Genomic DNA, 18,928 nt, shown 5'->3' with positions numbered 1-18,928 from the left:
TCAGATCTCGATGATGTCGCCCGGCTTGGGCACAGGGTTGAGGCCGGGAATGCTGCGGGCCAGTGCACGCGCCGTGGCGGCGTCGCAGGAATGGGCCAGCACCACCGGAGCGCCATTGGCGGCGGCAAGCGCGGCATTCTCGGGCAGGGTCGGATGGGTCGGGAAGCGCAGCCATTGCGCCTTGCCTGCCGCCAGCAGGGCATCGCCAGGGCTGCCTTTCGGCACATGCCCGGTGAGCAGGACCGGGTGGCCCTCCGTCCGGGCCTGCGCGAGGGCGGCCGCCGAGGGGCCGGCCAGCCCCATTCCGTCATGGCAGAGCAGCGCCGCCTTCGGCAGCTTGTCGCCTTCGCGCCAGAGCAGCGCACCCGCGAGCTTGCGCGATAATTCGTCGGCAATGCCCGGAACCAGCCATTGCGTCGCGGCGACCTGCTGCGCCAGCGGCGCCTGCATCGAAGGATGGATCGCGATCGGCGTGTCGATCAGCGCGATCAGCTCGACGGAGCGCCCGGACAAAGGCGTCGGCAGCACGGCGCCGCCCGGCTGCGCCTCTAGCCAGCGCGTCACGGCGAGGCCGCGTTCCCAGGCCGGCACCCGGTCCTCGCCATAGGAGGCGTCGAGCAGGAGAAGGTCGCAAGGCGGCATCGCGTCCATCGCGAAGACCGGGCTCGCCGGCACCACATCGCCGCAATAGCCGAGCCGGCGGCCATCGGCGCTCAGATGGCACCAGACCCCGCCGACGACATGGCCGCTGCGCCCGGTCTCGATCGCGATAGACCCGAGCCGGAAGGGCTTGCCCGCCTCGATGATCTCGAATCTCACCGCCTGGGCGAGCACTCGTTCCTCGGCCGTGGCATAGGCCTGCAGCGTCGCATCGGTTTCGGCGGCAGCCTCGGCCGTCATCAGGATCCGGCCGGAAAACCCGTTGGCCAGACACCAGCCGAGCGCCCCGATATGGTCCTCATGCGCATGGGTGACGATGATCGCCTCGGTGGCGGCCAGCTCCTCCGGCGAGATCGCCGGATAGTAGCCCGGCCCGCGCGGCGCGCTGGTATCGACCCCGACATCGAGCAGAAGCCGGGTCGTGCCATGCGCGACGCCGATGCAGGTGCGGCCCTTCTCGCCGACACCGCCGTGAATTCTGAGCTTCATGCCGCGAGTTCCGGCTCCGGAATGACCCAGCCATCCCTGATATCGAGGCGGATCGTCTCGCCGGGGGCGGCCGGCGCCGGCTCGGGCGCGTCGAGATGCAGCACGGTCTCCTCGCTCGCCAGCGGGCGCACCTCCATGCGGAAATAGCCGCCCTGATAGGACAGGCGCTCGACGCGCGCGGCGAGGCCGCCCGCACCCGGAGCGATCGCAAAATCGCGGGCCCGCAGGCAGATCTTGGCCTGCGCGATCGCCGGCTGGTCGGACCGGCAGCGCATCACCGCTTCGACGCCGAGCACATCGACCTTGCAATGCCCGGCTTCCGGCTTCGAAAGCAGCCGCGCCGGCAGCACCATGCCCTCGCCGATGAAGCCTGCCACCGTGGTGTTCGCCGGCTCGCGATAGAGCAGCGAGGGGCTGGCGAGCTGGAGCAGCCGGCCCCGGTCCATCACCGCGATCCGGTCGGCCAGCGCCATCGCCTCGGCCTGGTCATGGGTGATGTAGACCATGGTCGTGCCGGTGCGCTCATGGAAGCGCGAGAACTCCTCCTCCATCGAGGCGCGCAGATGCACGTCGAGATTGGCGAGCGGCTCGTCGAGCAGCACCAGCGAGGGCTCGGTGACGAGACAGCGCGCCAGGGCAACGCGCTGGCGCTGCCCCCCCGAAAGCAGACCCGGGCGCCGCTCGGCGAAGCCGGTGAGGCCGACGAGATCGAGCGCCGCGGCGACGCGCCTTGCACGCTCGGGATCGCGTACGCCGGCGACGGTCAGGCCATAGGCGACGTTCTCGGCGACGCTCATATGCGGCCAGAGCGCATAGGACTGGAAGACGATGCCGAGCTTGCGATGCTCCGGCGGCACATGCCGCTCGGGCGAGGAGAGCAGCCGGTCGCCAATGGTGATTTCGCCGCCATCGAGCTTGTCGAAGCCGGCAATCTGGCGCAGCAGCGTGGTCTTGCCGCAACCTGACGGGCCGAGCACGGCGATGAACTCGCCATCCTCGACATCGATGGAGACGTCGTCGAGCGCCGTATAGGACCCGAAATATTTGCGGGCCCGGTCGATCTTCAGTCGCGCCACGGCAGCACTCCCTGTGGCAGTTTCTTGGCGAAGAGCAGGGTGGAGAGCATCAGCCCGATGGTGACGAGGACCGTCACCGCCGCCAGTGCCGAGGCATAGGTCGAGTCGCCGCCCTGCTCGAAGGAGAACACCACCACGCCGAGCGTCTCCGTGCCCGACGACCAGAGCAAGGCCGAGACGGTGAGCTCGTTGAAGGCGGTCAGGAAGATCAGCAGCGCGCCCGCCACCGCCGCCGGCGCGACCAGCGGGAAGATGATGGTGACGAGCCGGCGCACGAGCCCGGCACCGGCGATCTGGGCGGCTTCCTCCAGCGTCCGATCGAGCTGCAGATAGCCGCTGATGATCGGGCGCAGACCGAGCACCAGGAAGCGCGCGAGATAGGCGAAGACGATGATCCAGATCGTGTTGTAGAGCGAGAAGCCGAGCAGCGGCAGCGGCTTCAGGAAGAGCAGGATCGCGGCGATGGCGAGTACCACGCCCGGCATCGCATAGGGCAGCTCGGCAGCGACGTTGAGCAGGCGCAGCAGCCGCGACTTCTTCCAGACGATGAAATAGGCGAGCGGCACGCAGATCACCACGATCAGGATCGCGGCGGCGCCCGACATCAGGAAGCTGTTGACGAAGGCGCGCTTCGAGGCGGCATGCTCGAACAGCACATAGGCATAGTTGGCGAGCGTCGCGGTTTTTGCATTGAGCGGCACGCCGAAGGCCGGGATCAGCGAGGTCGTGATCAGGCCGAAAAAGGGCAGCGCCAGGATCAGGATCGCGATGGTCCAGAGCAGGATCTCGACCGGAGTGCGCCAGCGCCCGAGCTCGAAGGGCCGCGCCGCGCTCGACGTGGTGGTGATTCGGAAATCCCGCCGGCGCAGCATGAAATCCTGCAGCAGGATGCCGACCATGGCGATGAGGCCGATCAAGAGCGAGAGGATCGCGACCTCCGAGAGCACGCCCGGTCCGAGCCCAGCGAGACGCTGGTAGATCAGCGTCGGCAGCACCAGGAAATTGCCGGGAATGCCGAGAAAGGCCGGAATGCCGAAATTGCCGAGGCTCGAGACGAAGCAGAGCGCGATGCCGGCGATCAGCGGCGGCGTCATCAGGGGCAGGACGACGGTGCGCAGCACGGTGAGCGGGCTCGCCCCGGCGGCAAGGCCGGCCTCGATCAATTCCTTGGGCAAGGCGCGCAGGCCGGCGCGCAGGGTCAGGAAGACCAGCGGCGCGTATTGCAGCCCGAGCAGCAGGATGATGCCCTCGCGCGAATAGAGCGGGTTCCTGCTGCCGAGCGGCGGCGCCATGCCGATCAGCTTGAGCAGCGTGCTCGACGGGCCGAAGAGCTGCAGCCAGGCCAGTGCCGTGACCTGCGGCGCGATCATCAGCGGCAGCACGAAGCAGAAGGTGAAGGCATTGCGGGCGCGGATATCGGTCAGCGTCGTCAGCAGCGCCACCGTGCCGCCGAGCAGAACCGCGAGCACGGTGCCGGCGATGGCGGTGACCAGGCTGTTTGCCGTCGCCGTCCAGGTGGTCTGGCTGGCGAGGACCTTGCCGAGCGAGGAGGTCGAGAGCGCGCCGCCCGGCGCCAGCCCCTCAAAGACCAGCCGGCCGATCGGCAGCAGCGACAGCGCCGCGACGAGCAGGACGAGTCCCCAGAGGAGACCGGTCTCCACGACGCGCGTACGCGTCGTGGCAGCATCCACTAGGGACATGGGGCCGGTCTCAGTTGCCGAACATGGTGGCGAAGCGGGCCTTGTCGGCCTCGGTCGCCTTGACCACGGCCGCGATATCCGAGGCCATGACGTTGATCTTGGTGCCGGCCGGCAGCCAGGACGGCGAGCCGACGCTCGGCTTGGCCGGGATATAGCCCATGGTGAGCGCGAGCTTCTGGCCCTCATCCGAGAGGATGAAATCGACGAAGGCCTTCGAAGCCGCCTCGTTCTTGGTCGTCTTCAGGATCGCGACCGGCTCGGTGACCGCCGGGGCGCCTTCCTTCGGGAAGATGAACTCGACCGGCGAGCCCTGGGCCTTGGCGTTGAAGGCCATGAAGTCGACCAGCACGCCATAGGTCTTCTCGCCGCTGGCGACGGCGCGCAGCACGGCGCCATTGCCGCGCACCGCGACGGCCTCGTTGGCCTTGAGCTGCTCGAACAGCTTCCAGCCGAGATCGGGACGCGCCGTCATGGTCGAGAGCATGATCGCGGCGGCGCCCGAATAGAGCGGGCTCGGCATCGAGATCTGGCCCTTCAGCTCGGGATTGCCGAGATCGTTCCACGAGGTCGGGCGGGTCTTGGCGCCGGTGTTGACGGCGATGCCGGTGGTGATCAGCTTTGAGCCGAAATAGCTCTTGTCGGCGTCGAACGAGCCGGGCTGCAGCCCGTCGACCTTGGCGCCGGAATAGGCGAGCAGGCGGCCATCCTTCTTCAGGATCTCCATGCTCGCCGCATCGGCGATCAGCAGCACGTCGGCGCGCGGCTGGCCGGCCGAGATCTCGGCCGCAAGCTTGCCCATGACTTCCGTGGTGCCGGAGCGGAAGATTTCGACCTCGACCTTGGGATAGGCCTTCTTGAAGGCGGCCGTCGTCTGCGCCGCGTCCTTCTCCGGCTGCGAGGTGTAGAGCACGAGCTTGCCCGCCGGCTCCTGGGCGAAGGCGGGGCTTACGGCCAGGAAGCCGCCGAGCGCGGCGATGACGAGGCTGCGTCTGGTCTGGATCATTTTCTGTCTCCTCCGTTGTCTTCGTCGTCCTTGCCGCCTTAGAGCGCCGGACGATCTTCGTCACTGCTGGCTATCAGTTCGTCTTTCCTGCCACCATGCCGCATCGCCGGCATGGTGGCCTGCATCCCTCACAAGAGCACTTCCGGGTTCTCCAGCGCCTCGCGCAGATCGGCCATGAAGCGCGCCGCCGTCACTCCGTCGATGATGCGATGGTCCGATGACAGGGTGAAGTTCGCCATCGGCCGCAGCACGATCTGCCCGTCCCGTCCGACCGGCTTCTCGACCGTGCGGCCGACGGCCAGGATCGCGCCCTGCGGCGGGTTGATGATCGCCGTGAAGCTGTCGACGCCGTACATGCCGAGGTTGGAAATGGTGAAGGTTCCGCCGCCGAGCTCGGCCGGCGTCAGGCTGCGCTTGGCGACGCCCTCGCGCAGCCGCGCGAACTCCCGCGCCATGGCCGGCATGTCCATCGTGCCGGCATCGCGCAGCACCGGCACGACGAGATCGCCCTCGCGCTCCATGGCGATGCCGATATCGATGCGCTGATGGAAACGCGTCGCTTCGCCTTCCGCCGAGGCGTTGAGCAGCGGGTGATGACCGAGCACCCCGGCGGCGGTCCGGGCGATCAGCACGGTCAGGCTCGGCTTCGGCGCGCCGAGACGCTCGTGCCGGGCGGCGAGCCGGCGCAGCAGCGCCTGAGCGGCGCCCATCTCGATCTCGCTGGTGAGATAGAAATGCGGCGCCGTGCGCATGCTCTCCGAGAGTCGCGTCGCGACGATGCGGCGAATGGCGGAGAAGGGCTTCAGCGTGTCGGCCGGGACTTCGGCGCTGCGGCAGGTCGCGGCGGCGCTGTCGACCGCGATCGGTGCGGGAACTCCCGCTGCAGCAATATGGCTGCGGACATCGGCCTCGCCGATCCGCCCGCGCGGCCCGGTGCCGACGATGGTCTTGAGGTCGATGCCGTTCTGACGCGCGAGGCGGCGCGCGAGAGGCGTGGCGCGCAAGCCCGCCGGAACAGCGCCGGCGGCGACGCCATTGCTGGCGTGGTTTGCAACCACCGTAACCGGCGCGGCGGCCTGCTGAGGGAGCGCTGCGGCAGGCTTGGCCGCCGATGCCGCATCCTCCGCCTCGCCGTCGAGATAGATCCAGGCGACCGGCGTGCCGACCGCGATGGCGATGCCGGTCTCGGCCCGGATGCGGCGGATGGCGCCGCTCGCCGGCGCCTCGACTTCCATCACCGCCTTGTTGGTGCCGATCTCGAAGATCGTCTCGCCCTGGCGGACCTGGTCGCCCTCCTTGACGTGCCAGGCCTCGATCGTGCCGGTCTCCATATCCATGTCGACCTTGGGGAGGATGACCTCGACCGGCATCAGGCCTCTCCGCGGCGCAGGAGGTTGAGCGCGGCGGTGAAGATATCGTCCTCCTGCGGCACAGCCGCCTTCTCCAGCACCGGATTATAGGGGATCGGCGCATCGACCCCGCCGAGGCGGACGATCGGCGCATCGAGGAAGTCGAAGACCTCGCTCTCGGCGATCATGGCGGAAATCTCCGCGCCGATGCCCATGGTCTTGACGCCCTCATAGACCACCATCAGCCGGTGGGTCTTGCGCACGCTCTCGGCGATGGTGGTGAAGTCGATCGGGCGGATCGAGCGCAAATCGATCACCTCGGCCGAGATGCCTTCGTCCGCCAGCCGGGCCGCCGCCGCCTGCGCCTTCAGCGCCATGATCGAGGAGCCGACGATGGTGATGTCGGTGCCTTCGCGGCGGATCGCCGCCTGGCCGATCGGCACGCGATAGGGCTCGGCCGGGACATGGCCCTTGGTCTTGTAGAGCAGCTTGTGCTCGAAGATCATCACCGGGTTGGGATCGTCGATCGCCGCCAGCAGCATGCCCTTGGCATCGTGCGGCGTGCTCGGCTGCAGCACCTTCAGCCCCGGCACATGGGCGAACCAGGCCTCCAGGCTCTGACTGTGCTGGGCGGCGGCGCCGGTGCCCGAGCCGCCGGGCAGGCGCACCACCATCGGCACGCTAGCCTTGCCGCCGAACATGAAGCGGATCTTCGCCGCCTGGTTGACCAGCTGCTCCATGGCGAGCGTGACGAAATCCGAGAACTGGATCTCGACCACCGGCCGCATGCCGGTGATCGCAGCGCCGACCGCCGCCCCGGCGATGCCGAGCTCGCTGATCGGCGTGTCGATGACGCGCTCGGCGCCGAAGCGGTGGACGAGATCGCCGGAGACGCCGAAGGCACCGCCATAGACGCCGACATCCTCGCCGAACAGGAAGACTCGGCTGTCGGCCTCCATCGCCTGGGCCAGCGCCTCGCGCACGGCCTCGGCATAGGAAAGCTCGCGCAGCTCCGCGGGCGCTTCGATCAGCTCAGATGGCATAGACGTCACGGGTCAGGTCTTTCGGATCGGGGTCCGGGCAGGTGCGGGCGAACTCGACCGCAGCGTCGATCTCGCGCTGGGCATCCTCTTCGAGCTTCATCAGCGCGGCAGCGTCGAAACGGTCATGCGCCTTGAGCTCGTCCTCGAGCCGCCGGATCGGGTCCTGGGCGCGCCATTCCTCGATCTCTTCCTTGCTGCGGTAGAGATTGCGGTCGCTCTTGGAATGGCCGCGCCAGCGATAGGTCTTGCATTCGATCAGCGAGGGACCGCCGCCACTGCGCGCCTGCTCGACAGCTTCGCGCGCCACCGCGGCGACGCCGGCGAGGTCGTTGCCGTCGAGGCAATGGCCCGGCATCGCATAGGCGCTGGCGCGGTCGGCGACATTGGCCACCGCCATGGCGCGGGCGATGTCCATCGACATCCCGTATTTGTTGTTCTCGCAGACGAAGACGACCGGCAGCTTCCAGATCGAGGCCATGTTGAGCGCCTCGTGGAAGGCGCCCTCGTTCGAGGCGCCGTCGCCGAAGAAGACCATGCAGACCCGGCCGTTCTTCTGCGCCTTGATGCTCATGCCGACGCCGACCGCGATCGGCAGGCCGCCGCCGACGATGCCGTTGGCGCCGAGATTGCCGCCCTCGACATCGGCGATGTGCATCGAGCCGCCGCGGCCCTTGCAGTAGCCGGTCTCCTTGCCGAAGAACTCGGCGAACATCAGCCTGGGCTCGGCGCCGCGCGCGATGCAGTGGCCATGGCCGCGATGGGTCGAGAGGATATAGTCCTGAGCCTGCAGCGGCAGGGTCGTACCGACCGCGCTCGCCTCCTGGCCGATCGAGAGATGCATCGTGCCGTGAATCAGCCCGCGCATATAGCTCGCCTCGGCCGCCTCCTCGAATTTGCGGATCAGGTGCATCTTGGTCAGCGCGGTGCGCAACGTCGCATCGTCGAGCGCCGCGAGCTCCGGCCGCTGATTCGGCCGCGCCGTCTGCGCAGAACCTGTCTTCATGTCGTTCATGCCTGCATTCCCCCGCCGAGCGCGGCGACCATCGCGTCCTGCGCCCGTCGCACCTCGACGATCTTCAGGCGTTGATCGGGCGTGGCATCGGCCAGCGTGATCAGCTCGCCCTTGCGCACCGCCCGTGTCACCGCCGCACCCTGGGCGAGCCCGATCGGCAGCGCATTGCGCGCCTGCGCATCGGCCCGCGACAGGGCAAAGCCGCGATAGGCATATTCGCCGATCGCATCGAGCGTCTCGCCGACCGCAAGGTCGCGCTTGGCGACGCAGCCGACCTCGGCGCTCGGCACCGGCAGCGGACGCATATGGGACAGCCCGAACAGCGCGGCAGCTGCCGCCGAGAGCGGCACTTCCAGGCTGGTCAGGTGATAGGGCCGGAAGAAGGAATAATACGGTCCCTGCCCGAGATGCAGGTCGCTCATCCGCTCGCGCACCCTGGGATGGCGCATCTCGGCGACGCAGAAGACGCCGGGCGCGACGCCCTTGGCGACAGTGAAATCGACGACGCCCTTGCGCGAGAGCAGGCCGCCCTCCTCCTTCGGACAGAAATAGTTCTGCAGCTCGGCGCGCGGCGCCTCCGGGCCGTGCATGCCCGGAATGTCGGGCACGAAGCCGCAGGCATTGGCGATCGCGACCATCTCGACCATGGTCTTCGAGCCGTCGACGAACTCGACCAGCATGCGCGGATTCATGTTCCGCCGGGTCGCTTCCTCGACATAGTCGGCCGGGACGGCGTCGATCCGGAACGGGTTGTTCTTGCCCTTGCCGGCGGCGACGACCGGATAGCCCATGGCGCGAACGAAATTGATCAGCTCCATCGCCGCCGCAGGCTCGTCGCCAGCACCGAGCGTGTAGACCACCCCGGCCTTCGCTGCCTCGGCGGCGAGATAGGAGCCGATGGTGATGTCGGCCTCGACATTCATCATCACGATGTGCTTGCGCGCCGCGATCGCGGCCAGCGCCACCCGAGAGCCGGCTTCGGGGTTGCCGGTGGCGTCGATGATCACGTCGACGGCCGGCGAATTGCAGATGAGGTCGAGCGAGGTGGTCGCGGCGATCCGGCCCTTGCGCTGGGCCGCCTCGATCCCGGCCGCATCCGAGACGATGTCGGCAGCGGAGCCGGCGAGCGCCGCCGCCTGTGCCACGCGTTCCGGCGCGATGTCGGCGACCGCCGCGATCGCGATGCCGGGCATCTGCGCGATCTGCACGACGATATCGGTGCCCATCTGGCCGGCGCCGATCAGCCCGACGCGGACCGGCCTGCCGGCCCGCTCGCGCTGCTCCAGCGCCTCGGCCAAGGTCAGCCCGGCCGTCGGCGACGCGCCCATCGGAGGCGAAAATGCTGCCGCCATCGTCCGCTCATCTCCTCCCGGGAAGGATGGATCCCTGGAACATATGTTCATTCAACCAGACAAAAGGTCATTGCGTCGGTACTGTCAAGCGATCAGGATCGCGCCGGGATTGCCGAACCGCCGCCGGGAAGCGATGGTGCGGCGCGACGACAAGGAAACGACGGGAACTTCATGGCGCTGGAAGAGGAAGCCCGGGCGACAACGGAGCTGGTCGCGGACGCCAAGGTTCGCGCGGCCTGGCTCTATTATGTCGAGGGCCTGACCCAGGAGCAGATCGCCGAAGCGCTCGGGCTGAGCCGGGTCAAGGTCGTTCGCATCCTCGCGGCGGCACGCAATGAAGGCATCGTCCGCATCCGCATCGATGCGCGCTCGGCCAGGCAGGCCGCATTGGAGCGCGGCCTGGTCACGGTTTTCGGCCTGGACGAGGCGATCGTCGTGCCTGCGGCCCGCGATGCCGCCAACGTCCCCGCCCTGGTCGGCTATGCCGCCGGGCTCTGGCTGTCGGACATGCTGAAGGACAGCATGTCACTCGCCGTCGGTTGGGGCGAAACCCTGCACCAGGCGCTGCGCGGCATGCAGCCGCGCCAGATCGAGGCGATGTCGGTGGTCTCGCTGCTGGGGGGGCTGACCCATTCACGCAGCATCAACCCCTCCGCCGTGGCGCGCCGCGTCGCCGACATGTTCGGTGCCGACTGCTTCCAGCTGACCGCTCCGGTCTTCGTCTCGAGCGCCGAGATTCGCGATGCGCTCTGGCGCGAGCCGACCCTGCGCGCTTTGCGCGACCGGGCCCGCGCCGCCGATGTCGCCCTGCTCAGCATCGGCAGCCTCGGGCGGGATTCGACGCTGTTCCGCGAGGGGCTCGTACCGGAATCGGATCTCGAATCGCTGCGCGCCGCCGGAGCGGTCGGCGACCTGCTCTGCCATTTCATCGACGCCGAGGGCAGACCGGTGGACCACCCGGTGAACCGGCGTATCATGGCGGTAAGCCCGTCCGATCTGACCGGAATCGGACTGGTCGCGATCGCCGGCGGCGGCGCCAACAAGGCCCCGGCCATCCGGGCAGCGCTGCGAGCCAGCGCGGCACGCGTCCTGATCACCGACGAAAGCGCCGCCGACGCGCTGTTGGCGAGCATGGGGCAGAAGCATGACTGAGCGGCGCGAGGGCGGCGGACCGCGCCGGACGATCGGCACGGGAGCGTCGAGACCAGGCGGCAATCTGCAGCAGCTCGCGCGCCACTCGCTGCAATTCCGGCCCTCGGATGTGCGCCTCGTGCTCGAGCGGGTGCATTCGCATCTGGTCAAGCCGCGGATGAGTGCGGAAGAGCTGCTCGACGTGGTGCGCGGCCTCGGCTTCGACAGCATCGAGGCCTTCGGCACCCGCATCGGCCTCGAACAGCGCACGGCCGAGAGCTGGTCGCGCTACGGCCTGTCGCGCGATGCCGCCCAGATTCTCCTCGCTCTGCTGAGCTATCGCCAGCGCCTCCTCGAGGCGATGGACGATTTCGAGAAGGAGACACAGATCCCGCTCGACGGCTTCTTCGAGAACCACAAGCTGCCCTGAGCCCGGCGGAGCGCTACGTGGTTCCGGCCGCCGGCCTTGACAGGTGCCGACGCGGATTGCTGCCGAGGCTGGGACCATCGACCGACAACGGAGATCCGCGTTGACGACGACCGAGCCCAAACCGGGCTGCTGCGGCCTTTCGGGCGCACGACCGCCTGCCGCGAGAGCAGCCGGCATGGCGCCGCTGCCCTCCGGAGCGGGCCGCGACGAGACCGTCACGGTGGCGATCCCGGCCGGGCGCGCCGAAATCGGCACCGATCGGCCGCTTTTTTCCGTCGACGGCGAGGGACCGCGGCGCTTCACCGAGCTGCCGGCCTACCGGATGGACGAGGCGGCCGTGACCAATGCCCGCTTCGCCGCCTTCGTCGCCGCGACCGGCTATGTCAGCGAGGCCGAGGGATATGGCTGGTCCTTCGTCTTCGAACGCGATGTCGTCGGGCCTGCCGGCGATCTGCAGCGCCCGGAGGGCGCGCCCTGGTGGTGCCGTGTCGACGGCGCGAACTGGCGGCAACCGGCGGGGCCGGGATCGACGATCGAGCAGCGCATGGACCATCCGGTCGTGCATGTCTCGCATCGCGACGCGCTGGCCTTCGCCGGCTGGGCGGGCGGACGCCTGCCGAGCGAGGCGCAATGGGAACACGCCGCCCGCGGCGGCCTGCAGGGTGCACTCTATCCCTGGGGCGACGATGAGCCCGGCGATCAGGGACCCTTCCCCTGCAATATCTGGCAGGGCAGCTTTCCGCAGGCCGATAGCGGCGCCGACGGACATCGCGGCACGGCCCCGGCCCGCTCCTTCACGCCCAATGGCTACGGGCTCTACAATATGTGCGGCAATGTCTGGGAATGGTGTGCCGAGCCCTTCCGCGTCCGCTCGCTGAAGCGGGCCGCCCAGCAGCTCAACCGCGAGGCGGCAAGCGAGCGCCGGCAGGTGCTGAAAGGAGGCTCCTTCCTCTGTCACCGCTCCTATTGCCATCGCTACCGGATCGCCGCCCGCATCGGCTCGGCCCCGGATTCGAGCACCAGCCATATGGGCTTTCGACTGGTCCACCCGGCCTGAGGCGGCCGCGCCGACATCACCGCCACACTGGCGTGGCGCGCCGGGGCATTGTCCTGCCCGCCTTTTTGTCCGAGGCTCGGCCGCGCCCTGCAACGGGGACGCATTCTTCACGAGGTCCGGCCGCCTTGCCTATTTCGCTGTTCAATCGCTACGCCGCCCTCGCGGGCTGCATCGCCGTCGCGCTCGGCTCGCTCCTGCTGCTGCCGCTCTGGTCCTGGCTCTGGCCCTTGGCCCTCCTTGCCGGCATCCTCGCGCTGATCGGCCTCTATGATCTCGTGCAGACGCAGCATGCGGTGCTGCGCAATTATCCGATCCTCGGCCATATCCGCTATCTCGTCGAAGGCATCCGCCCGGAGATCCGACAATATCTGCTCGAAAGCGACGACGATCGGCTGCCCTTCTCGCGCAGCCAGCGCTCGCTGATCTATGCCCGTGCCAAGAACGAGGATGGCGACCGCCCCTTCGGCACCATGGTCGACGTCTATGCCGGTGGCTACGAGTTCATCGGCCATTCGATGCGACCGGCGGCAGTCGGCGATCCCGCGGGCTTCCGCATCGAGATCGGCGGGCCGCAATGCACCCAGCCCTATTCCGGCTCGGTGCTAAACATCTCGGCGATGAGCTTCGGCTCGCTCAGCGCCAATGCGATCCGGGCGCTGAACCGCGGCGCCAAACTCGGCGGTTTCGCCCATGACACCGGCGAAGGCAGCATCAGCCCCTATCACCGCGAGAATGGCGGCGACCTGATCTGGGAGCTCGGCAGCGGCTATTTCGGCTGCCGCACCGCGGACGGTCATTTCGACCCCGAGCGCTTCGCCGCACAGGCGCGCGATCCGCAGGTCAAGATGGTCGAGATCAAGCTCAGCCAGGGCGCCAAGCCCGGCCATGGCGGCATCCTGCCGGCCCACAAGGTCAGCCGCGAGATCGCTCTCACCCGCGGCGTTCCGGAGGGCGTGACCTGCGTCTCGCCGGCGCGCCACAGCGCCTTCTCGACGCCGATCGAGATGATGCAGTTCATCGCCAGGCTGCGCGAATTGTCCGGCGGCAAGCCGGTCGGCTTCAAGCTCTGCCTCGGCCATCCCTGGGAATTCATGGGCATCGTCAAGGCGATGCTCGCCACCGGCATCCTGCCCGACTTCATCGTCGTCGACGGCGCCGAGGGCGGCACCGGCGCAGCGCCCGTCGAGTTCACCGATCATCTCGGCGTGCCGCTGCGCGAGGGCCTGCTCTTCGTCCACAACACGCTGGTCGGCACCAATCTGCGCAGCCGCATCCGGCTCGGCGCCAGCGGCAAGGTGGTCAGCGCCTTCGATATGGCGAGCGTCCTCGCCATCGGCGCCGACTGGGTCAATTCGGCCCGCGGCTTCATGTTCGCCATCGGATGCATCCAGTCGCAGAGCTGCCACACCAATCGCTGCCCGACCGGCGTCGCGACGCAGGACGCGCTGCGCCAGCGCGCCCTCGTCGTGCCCGACAAAGCCCAGCGCGTGCACAACTTCCACCGCAACACCCTGAAAGCGCTGGCCGAGATGCTCGCTGCCGCCGGCGTCAGCCACCCTTCGGAACTGGGACCGCATCATCTGGTGCGGCGCACCAGCACGACCGAGATCAAGTTGTTCTCGCAGCTCCACCGCTTCCTCGAGCCGGGCTGCTTGCTCGAGAAGGGCGTCGACGGCGAGTTCTATGCCTCGGCCTGGAAGCTCGCGAGCGCCGAGAGTTTCGACGCGATCAGGGCCTGAGGCGCCTCCGGCCGATGACTGGCGGGGAGCAGATGGAGGCCCTGAAGTTCACGCCGCTGGCGAGCTTCAGCGGGCTGCGCGGGGTACCGCTGCTCGCCCTCAGCCATAATGCGCTGTTTCCGGCCCTGACCCTCGACGCCGAGGGCGTGACCGTCAGGGTCCTGCGCTGGCACCGCCTGCGCTATGACGAGCTCGCCGTGATCGCGCTCGACCGCCGCCTCGGTCGGAAGCTGACCTTCGTCCCAAAGCGGGGCTGGCGCGATTTCACCGTGAGCTTCGCCGGGCCCGACATGCTGCGGGCCGTGATCGAGGTGCTGCGGCGCTTCGAGGCGCCGCTGTCTCCGCAGGCGCTAGCCATTCTGTCCGGAAGCGCATCCGCCCGTCTCTAGCGCAGCGCGCGCAGGGCGTTGAGGATCACGACGATGTCGATCGCCTCCTGGAACAGCGCGCCCTGGACCGGCGGCAGATAGCCGAAAGCCGCGACCAGCATGCCGAGCACGGAGAGCCCGAGCCCGACGAAGACGCTCTGCAGGGCGATCATCCGTGTCCGCCGGGCCGAGGCGAGCGCCTTCGCCAGCGGCTCCAGCGCATCGACCAGCAGCACGACGCCCGCCGCCTCCGAGGAGGCCGCCGCGCCGCGCGCACCCATGGCGACGCCAATGCTCGCTGCCGCCAGAGCCGGGGCGTCGTTGACGCCGTCGCCGACCATCATCACCGGCCCGGCCCGCTCTTCATCCCGGATCACCGCGACCTTGCCCTCGGGCGTCAGATCGCCGAGCACGGCGTCGACCCCGAGGCTGGCCCCGACCGCGCGCGCGATCTCGCCGACATCACCGGAGGCGAGCACGATCCGCTCGACCCCGGCCCGGCGCAGGGTTTCGAGCGTCTCCCGCGCATCGTCGCGCAGCTGGTCCTGCAGCAGGATGACGCCGGCCAGCAAGCCATCGGCCGCAACCGCGACCATCAGCGTGCCCGGCGGCGCATCGGCGGCGAGCGCATCGGCATCGCCGCCCGTGCTGCGTCGCCCGACATAGCCGCCGCCGCCGATCGCGACGCGGCGCTCGCCGACCTTGCCTTCGATCCCCTTGCCGGGCGTCTCCGCGATCTCGGTCGGCGGCAGCAGCGCCAGCCCGGCTTCGCTCGCCGCCTTGATCAGCGAGGTCGCGACGACATGCGCCGAGGCCTGGTCGAGGCTCGCCGCCAGCCCCAGCACCTCGTCCGACGAAAAGCCGTTGACGGCGCGGATACCGATGATCGTCGGCCGGCCCTGCGTCACCGTCCCGGTCTTGTCGAGCACGGCGATCCGGATGCGGGCCAGCGCTTCCAGCACGCCGCCATCCTTGACCAGGGCGCCCTTGCGGGCGCTCTTCGAGATGCCGGAGATGATCGCGACGGGCACGGCGAGGATCAGCGGACAAGGCGTCGCCACCACCAGCACCGCGAGGGCCCGGATCGGATCGCCGCTGAGGAGCCAGGCGGCGCCGGCGATGGCCAGCGTCAGTACGAGGAAGCCGATGGCGTAGCGATCGGCGAGGCGCGCCATCGGCGCCTTGCTCGCCTGCGCCTGCTCGACCAGCCGGACGATGCCGGCATAGGTGCTTTCCGCCGCCGGCCGGCTGGCGATCAGGTCGAAGGGCGCGCCGACCAGGGTCGCGCCGCTCAGTGCCTCCATCCCGTGCTCGAGGGTCTGCGGCAGCGATTCGCCGGTCAGCGCCGAAAGATCGAGCACTGCGGCGCCCGCGGCGACATGCCCGTCAACCGGCAGCACGTCGCCGGTGCGGATCAGCAGGCGATCGCCCTGGCGCAGCTCGGCGGTCGCCACCTCCTCCAACCCGCCATCGCGATAGCGCATCGCGGTGAAGGCGACGCGGCCGAGCAGGGCCGACATCTCCCGCCGCGCCCGCCCCTGCGCATAGGCTTCGAGCAATTGCCCGCCAGCATACATCAGCGCGACGACATTGCCGGCGAGCGGCTCGCCGAAGAGCAATGCGGCGCTCATCGACAGGGCCGCGACGATGTCGAGCCCGACATCGCCCCGGCGCAGCGAGCCGACGATCTGTACGAGCAGGGCGGCGAGAACCGGGAGCGTGGCGAGCGTCCAGACCCCGCCCGCCTCGGCGCCATGCCACCAGAGCGCCCCGCCGCCGGCCAGCCCCGCCAGAGCCAGCGCGACCAGCGCGAGATCCAGCCGTTCGCGCCAGAAACCGGCGAGACCGAGGCGCTGGCTCTTCTCGCGCCCGGCCGCGACGTCCCGCCTGCCGATTTCCGTCTCCGACACTGCGGACGCTCCCATGGATCGTTCGGCGAGCATTGTCACAGGCGCCCGGATTTTCCTACGGCCCGCCCCGCGCAACGCGGATACGCGTCCGGCAGCGCTTGACCCGAACGGCGCCAAGGGCGAACTGGACACCATCCGGGACCGGGCTGCCGGCGGCCCCGACAGCATCCCGATCGATCGACACAAAGGCGTCCCGGAAGGCACGTTCCCGAAGCAGGAGCGGATTGCAGCCGGCGGAGCGCGCAAGGGAGCGGAAGACGACATGCAGCTCGTGCCAGTGAGCATCGTTTTCGATTTCGACGGGGTCATCGTCGACTCCGTCGCGATCAAATCGCAGGCTTTCCAGGACGTCTATGCCGACGCGACGCCGGAGCAGCTTGCCGCCATCGACCGCTATCACCACGCCCATGGCGGCGTCAGCCGACGCGAGAAGTTCCGCTATTTCGAGGCGGCGCTGTTCGGTCGCCAGACCGACCCGGCCGGGATCGAGGCACTGGCCGAACGCTACCGCACCATCGTCTATGAGAAAGTCGTCGCCTGCCGGCTGATCCCCGGAGCTCTCGACTTCCTGAACGACATCGCTCAGCGCCTGCCGCTGCATCTGGTCTCCGGCACGCCCCAGGAGGAGCTCGAGGCGATCGTCGAGCGCCGCGGCCTGCGCCATTTCTTCCAGCGCGTGATCGGCGCGCCGACCTTGAAGCCCGCCGCCTTCGCCACACTCGCCGCCGAATATGGCCATGATCCCCGCCGCATGGTCGCGATCGGCGATTCGACCACCGAATTCGACGCCGCCCGGGGCATGGGCATGCCCTTCGTCGGCATCGTCGCCGAAGGCATCGCCAACCCGTTCCCGCCGGCGATCCCGGTCCTGCCGGACATGACCGGCCTGGCACGGGCGCTCGGTCTCAGCGCGATGGCCGCCGCGACAGGCTGAGTGATACCGGCCGCAGCGGCAGCCGGAAGACCTCAGCCCTCCGGCTTGCCGGTGAAGACATAGCCGACGCCGCGCACCGACTTGATCAGGGCCGGCGCCTTCGGATCGGGCTCGACCTTCTTGCGCAGCCTGGCGATCTGCGCATCGATCGACCGGTCGAAGGCTTCAAGCATCCGCCCGCGGGTGCGCTCCATCAGCATGTCGCGCGAGAACACCCGTCCGGGATGGCCGGCGAGGACCGCGAGAATGTCGAACTCGCCGGTGGTCAGCATGATCTCGGCGCCGGCGGGGTCGAGCAGCTGCCGCCGGGCCAGATCGAGCTGCCAGCCGTCGAAGCGGATCAGCTCGCCATCGGTCTTCGGCGCAGGCGCCTCGGCGCGCGGCCGCCGGCGCAGCACCGTCCGCAGCCGGGCCAGCACCTCGCGCAGATGGAACGGTTTGGGAATGTAGTCGTCGGCGCCGATCTCGAGCCCGACGATCCGGTCAACGACATCGTCGCGGCCGGTCAGCATGATGATCGGCAGGTCGGAGCCGGCCCGGATCTCGCGCGCCAGCATCAGCCCGTCCTCGCCACCGGGCAGGACGAGATCGAGCAGGACGATGTCGACCCCGCCGCGCTGCAGGGTCTCGCGCATGCCACGGCCGTCGCCGACGGCGCTGACGCGATAACCCTCACCCTCGAAATAGCGGATCAGCATCTGCCGGATTCGGGCGTCGTCGTCGACGACGAGGATGTGCTCGGCGCGGCTCTGCGGCTCAGCCATGGCAAGATCGGGCGGCAGGCGGGCGGGCCAAGGCTGTTACAATCCGTTGCAATTCTCTACGCACGGTAACACGCGCATCGTTCCGGCGTCACGCGAGCAGGTTCAATTGCCACCATCGGATCGGAGGCGAAGACGGTGGCAATGATCATTGCAAGTGCGATTTCCCAGCTGCCGGGGCGCGCCCCGATCCTTGCCGGCGCGCCGGACGTGCCGAGCCTGCACGGCCTGTTCTCGGGCCAGCCGCTCGAGAGCGTCGAGCCCGGCGCGACGCTGTTCTGGCAGGGCGACCGGTCGCGGCATGTCTTCGAGGTGCTGAAGGGCGTGCTGCGGCTGTACCGCATCCTGCCGGACGGGCGCCGGATCATCGTCGGCTTCGCGCAGGAGGGCGACATCATCGGCCTCGCACCCGACGCGCATTGCCAGGCCACTGCGGAGGCGGTGAACGAGGTCAGGCTGCGCCGGATCGAACGCTGCCGCTTCCGCGCCCTCACCGAGGCGTCGCCCGCCCTGACGCGCGACTTCATCGCCGCGCTCTGCGAGGAGGTCGCCGCCGCGCAGGAGCAGACGATGCTGCTCGCCCGCCGGGGTGCCGAAGAACGGGTCTGCGGCTTCCTGCTGCGGCAGATGCAGCGCGCTGCCGAGGGCGGCAATCCGGCAACCACGATCCCTCTGCCGATGAGCCGTACCGACATTGCCGACCATCTCGGCCTCACCATAGAGACGGTCTCGCGGACCTTCACCAATCTGACCCAGCGCGGCGTGATCGCGCCGGAGGGGCGCCATGCCCTGGCCATCCGCCGCCCGGCGACGCTCGCCCGGCTTGCCGGCGCCGACAGCCAGGCCGATATTCGGCCGTGCGACACTGACGCGGCCCGGCAGGCCGCCTGGCCCCATTGATTCCTCGCGAGGCC

17 protein-coding genes are annotated in these 18,928 nt (G+C 69.0%); 7 read left to right on the top strand and 10 right to left on the bottom strand.

Annotated features, from left to right (window positions below; all coding sequences use genetic code 11):
- The 8 genes from AC3RCC_RS03535 to AC3RCC_RS03500 form a co-directional block, all read right to left on the bottom strand.
- Complete coding sequence (locus AC3RCC_RS03535; protein WP_492257601.1) at positions 1-1,149, bottom strand: MBL fold metallo-hydrolase; 1,149 nt, start codon at positions 1,147-1,149, stop codon at positions 1-3.
- Entirely contained in the window at positions 1,146-2,225 is a 1,080-nt protein-coding gene (locus AC3RCC_RS03530; protein WP_492257600.1) for an ABC transporter ATP-binding protein, read from the bottom strand. The genes AC3RCC_RS03535 and AC3RCC_RS03530 overlap by 4 nt, the downstream gene beginning before the upstream one ends.
- Positions 2,213-3,925 (bottom strand): ABC transporter permease, encoded by a 1,713-nt coding sequence (locus tag AC3RCC_RS03525; RefSeq protein ID WP_492257599.1) that lies wholly within the window; start codon positions 3,923-3,925, stop codon positions 2,213-2,215. The genes AC3RCC_RS03530 and AC3RCC_RS03525 overlap by 13 nt, the downstream gene beginning before the upstream one ends.
- Positions 3,926-3,935: 10 nt before the next feature.
- On the bottom strand, positions 3,936-4,928 hold the full coding sequence (locus tag AC3RCC_RS03520) for an ABC transporter substrate-binding protein (protein WP_492257598.1): 993 nt from the start codon (positions 4,926-4,928) through the stop codon (positions 3,936-3,938).
- Positions 4,929-5,056: 128 nt separating this feature from the next.
- Complete coding sequence (locus AC3RCC_RS03515; RefSeq protein WP_492257597.1) at positions 5,057-6,298, bottom strand: dihydrolipoamide acetyltransferase family protein; 1,242 nt, start codon at positions 6,296-6,298, stop codon at positions 5,057-5,059.
- Positions 6,298-7,320, bottom strand: coding sequence for an alpha-ketoacid dehydrogenase subunit beta (locus AC3RCC_RS03510; protein WP_291633985.1), 1,023 nt, complete (start codon positions 7,318-7,320; stop codon positions 6,298-6,300). Before AC3RCC_RS03510 ends, AC3RCC_RS03515 begins: the two co-directional genes overlap by 1 nt.
- Positions 7,310-8,323 (bottom strand): thiamine pyrophosphate-dependent dehydrogenase E1 component subunit alpha, encoded by a 1,014-nt coding sequence (locus AC3RCC_RS03505; RefSeq protein WP_492257596.1) that lies wholly within the window; start codon positions 8,321-8,323, stop codon positions 7,310-7,312. The genes AC3RCC_RS03510 and AC3RCC_RS03505 overlap by 11 nt, the downstream gene beginning before the upstream one ends.
- 5 nt (positions 8,324-8,328) lie before the next feature.
- Entirely contained in the window at positions 8,329-9,684 is a 1,356-nt protein-coding gene (locus AC3RCC_RS03500; protein WP_492257595.1) for an NAD(P)H-dependent oxidoreductase, read from the bottom strand.
- A 171-nt stretch (positions 9,685-9,855) separates the two neighbouring features.
- Here AC3RCC_RS03500 and AC3RCC_RS03495 point away from each other — a divergent pair, with 171 nt between their 5' ends.
- The 5 genes from AC3RCC_RS03495 (at position 9,856) to AC3RCC_RS03475 (ending at position 14,430) form a co-directional block, all read left to right on the top strand.
- Entirely contained in the window at positions 9,856-10,836 is a 981-nt protein-coding gene (locus AC3RCC_RS03495; protein ID WP_291633864.1) for a sugar-binding transcriptional regulator, read from the top strand.
- Positions 10,829-11,245, top strand: coding sequence for a hypothetical protein (locus AC3RCC_RS03490; protein ID WP_291633862.1), 417 nt, complete (start codon positions 10,829-10,831; stop codon positions 11,243-11,245). The genes AC3RCC_RS03495 and AC3RCC_RS03490 overlap by 8 nt, the downstream gene beginning before the upstream one ends.
- A gap of 175 nt (positions 11,246-11,420) precedes the next feature.
- Positions 11,421-12,302: a formylglycine-generating enzyme family protein gene (locus AC3RCC_RS03485; RefSeq protein ID WP_291633860.1), complete on the top strand. Its 882-nt coding sequence runs from the start codon at positions 11,421-11,423 to the stop codon at positions 12,300-12,302.
- A 125-nt stretch (positions 12,303-12,427) separates the two neighbouring features.
- Positions 12,428-14,041, top strand: coding sequence for an FMN-binding glutamate synthase family protein (locus AC3RCC_RS03480; protein ID WP_492257594.1), 1,614 nt, complete (start codon positions 12,428-12,430; stop codon positions 14,039-14,041).
- 14 nt (positions 14,042-14,055) lie between these two features.
- On the top strand, positions 14,056-14,430 hold the full coding sequence (locus AC3RCC_RS03475; protein WP_492257593.1) for a hypothetical protein: 375 nt from the start codon (positions 14,056-14,058) through the stop codon (positions 14,428-14,430).
- Here AC3RCC_RS03475 and AC3RCC_RS03470 read toward each other — a convergent pair.
- Positions 14,427-16,334 carry a heavy metal translocating P-type ATPase gene (locus AC3RCC_RS03470; RefSeq protein WP_492257592.1) on the bottom strand — a complete coding sequence of 636 codons (1,908 nt, stop codon included), beginning with the start codon at positions 16,332-16,334 and terminating at the stop codon, positions 14,427-14,429. The two genes, AC3RCC_RS03475 and AC3RCC_RS03470, sit on opposite strands and share 4 nt — an antisense overlap.
- Before the next feature lie 247 nt (positions 16,335-16,581).
- Here AC3RCC_RS03470 and AC3RCC_RS03465 point away from each other — a divergent pair, with 247 nt between their 5' ends.
- A complete protein-coding gene (locus AC3RCC_RS03465) occupies positions 16,582-17,253 on the top strand; it encodes an HAD family hydrolase (RefSeq protein WP_291633854.1) in 672 nt (223 codons plus the stop codon).
- 32 nt (positions 17,254-17,285) lie between these two features.
- Here the strand turns inward: AC3RCC_RS03465 and AC3RCC_RS03460 are convergent, their stop codons facing one another.
- Entirely contained in the window at positions 17,286-18,017 is a 732-nt protein-coding gene (locus AC3RCC_RS03460; RefSeq protein WP_452118402.1) for a response regulator, read from the bottom strand.
- Between the two features lie 141 nt (positions 18,018-18,158).
- On the opposite strand from AC3RCC_RS03460, the gene AC3RCC_RS03455 reads away from it, so the two are divergent.
- Entirely contained in the window at positions 18,159-18,914 is a 756-nt protein-coding gene (locus AC3RCC_RS03455) for a Crp/Fnr family transcriptional regulator (RefSeq protein ID WP_492258739.1), read from the top strand.
- The last annotated feature ends 14 nt before the right edge of the window (positions 18,915-18,928 follow it).

The organism is Allobosea sp. GW823-FHT01F03, from assembly GCF_058798075.1.
This window is presented reverse-complemented; position numbering and strand designations above follow the sequence as displayed.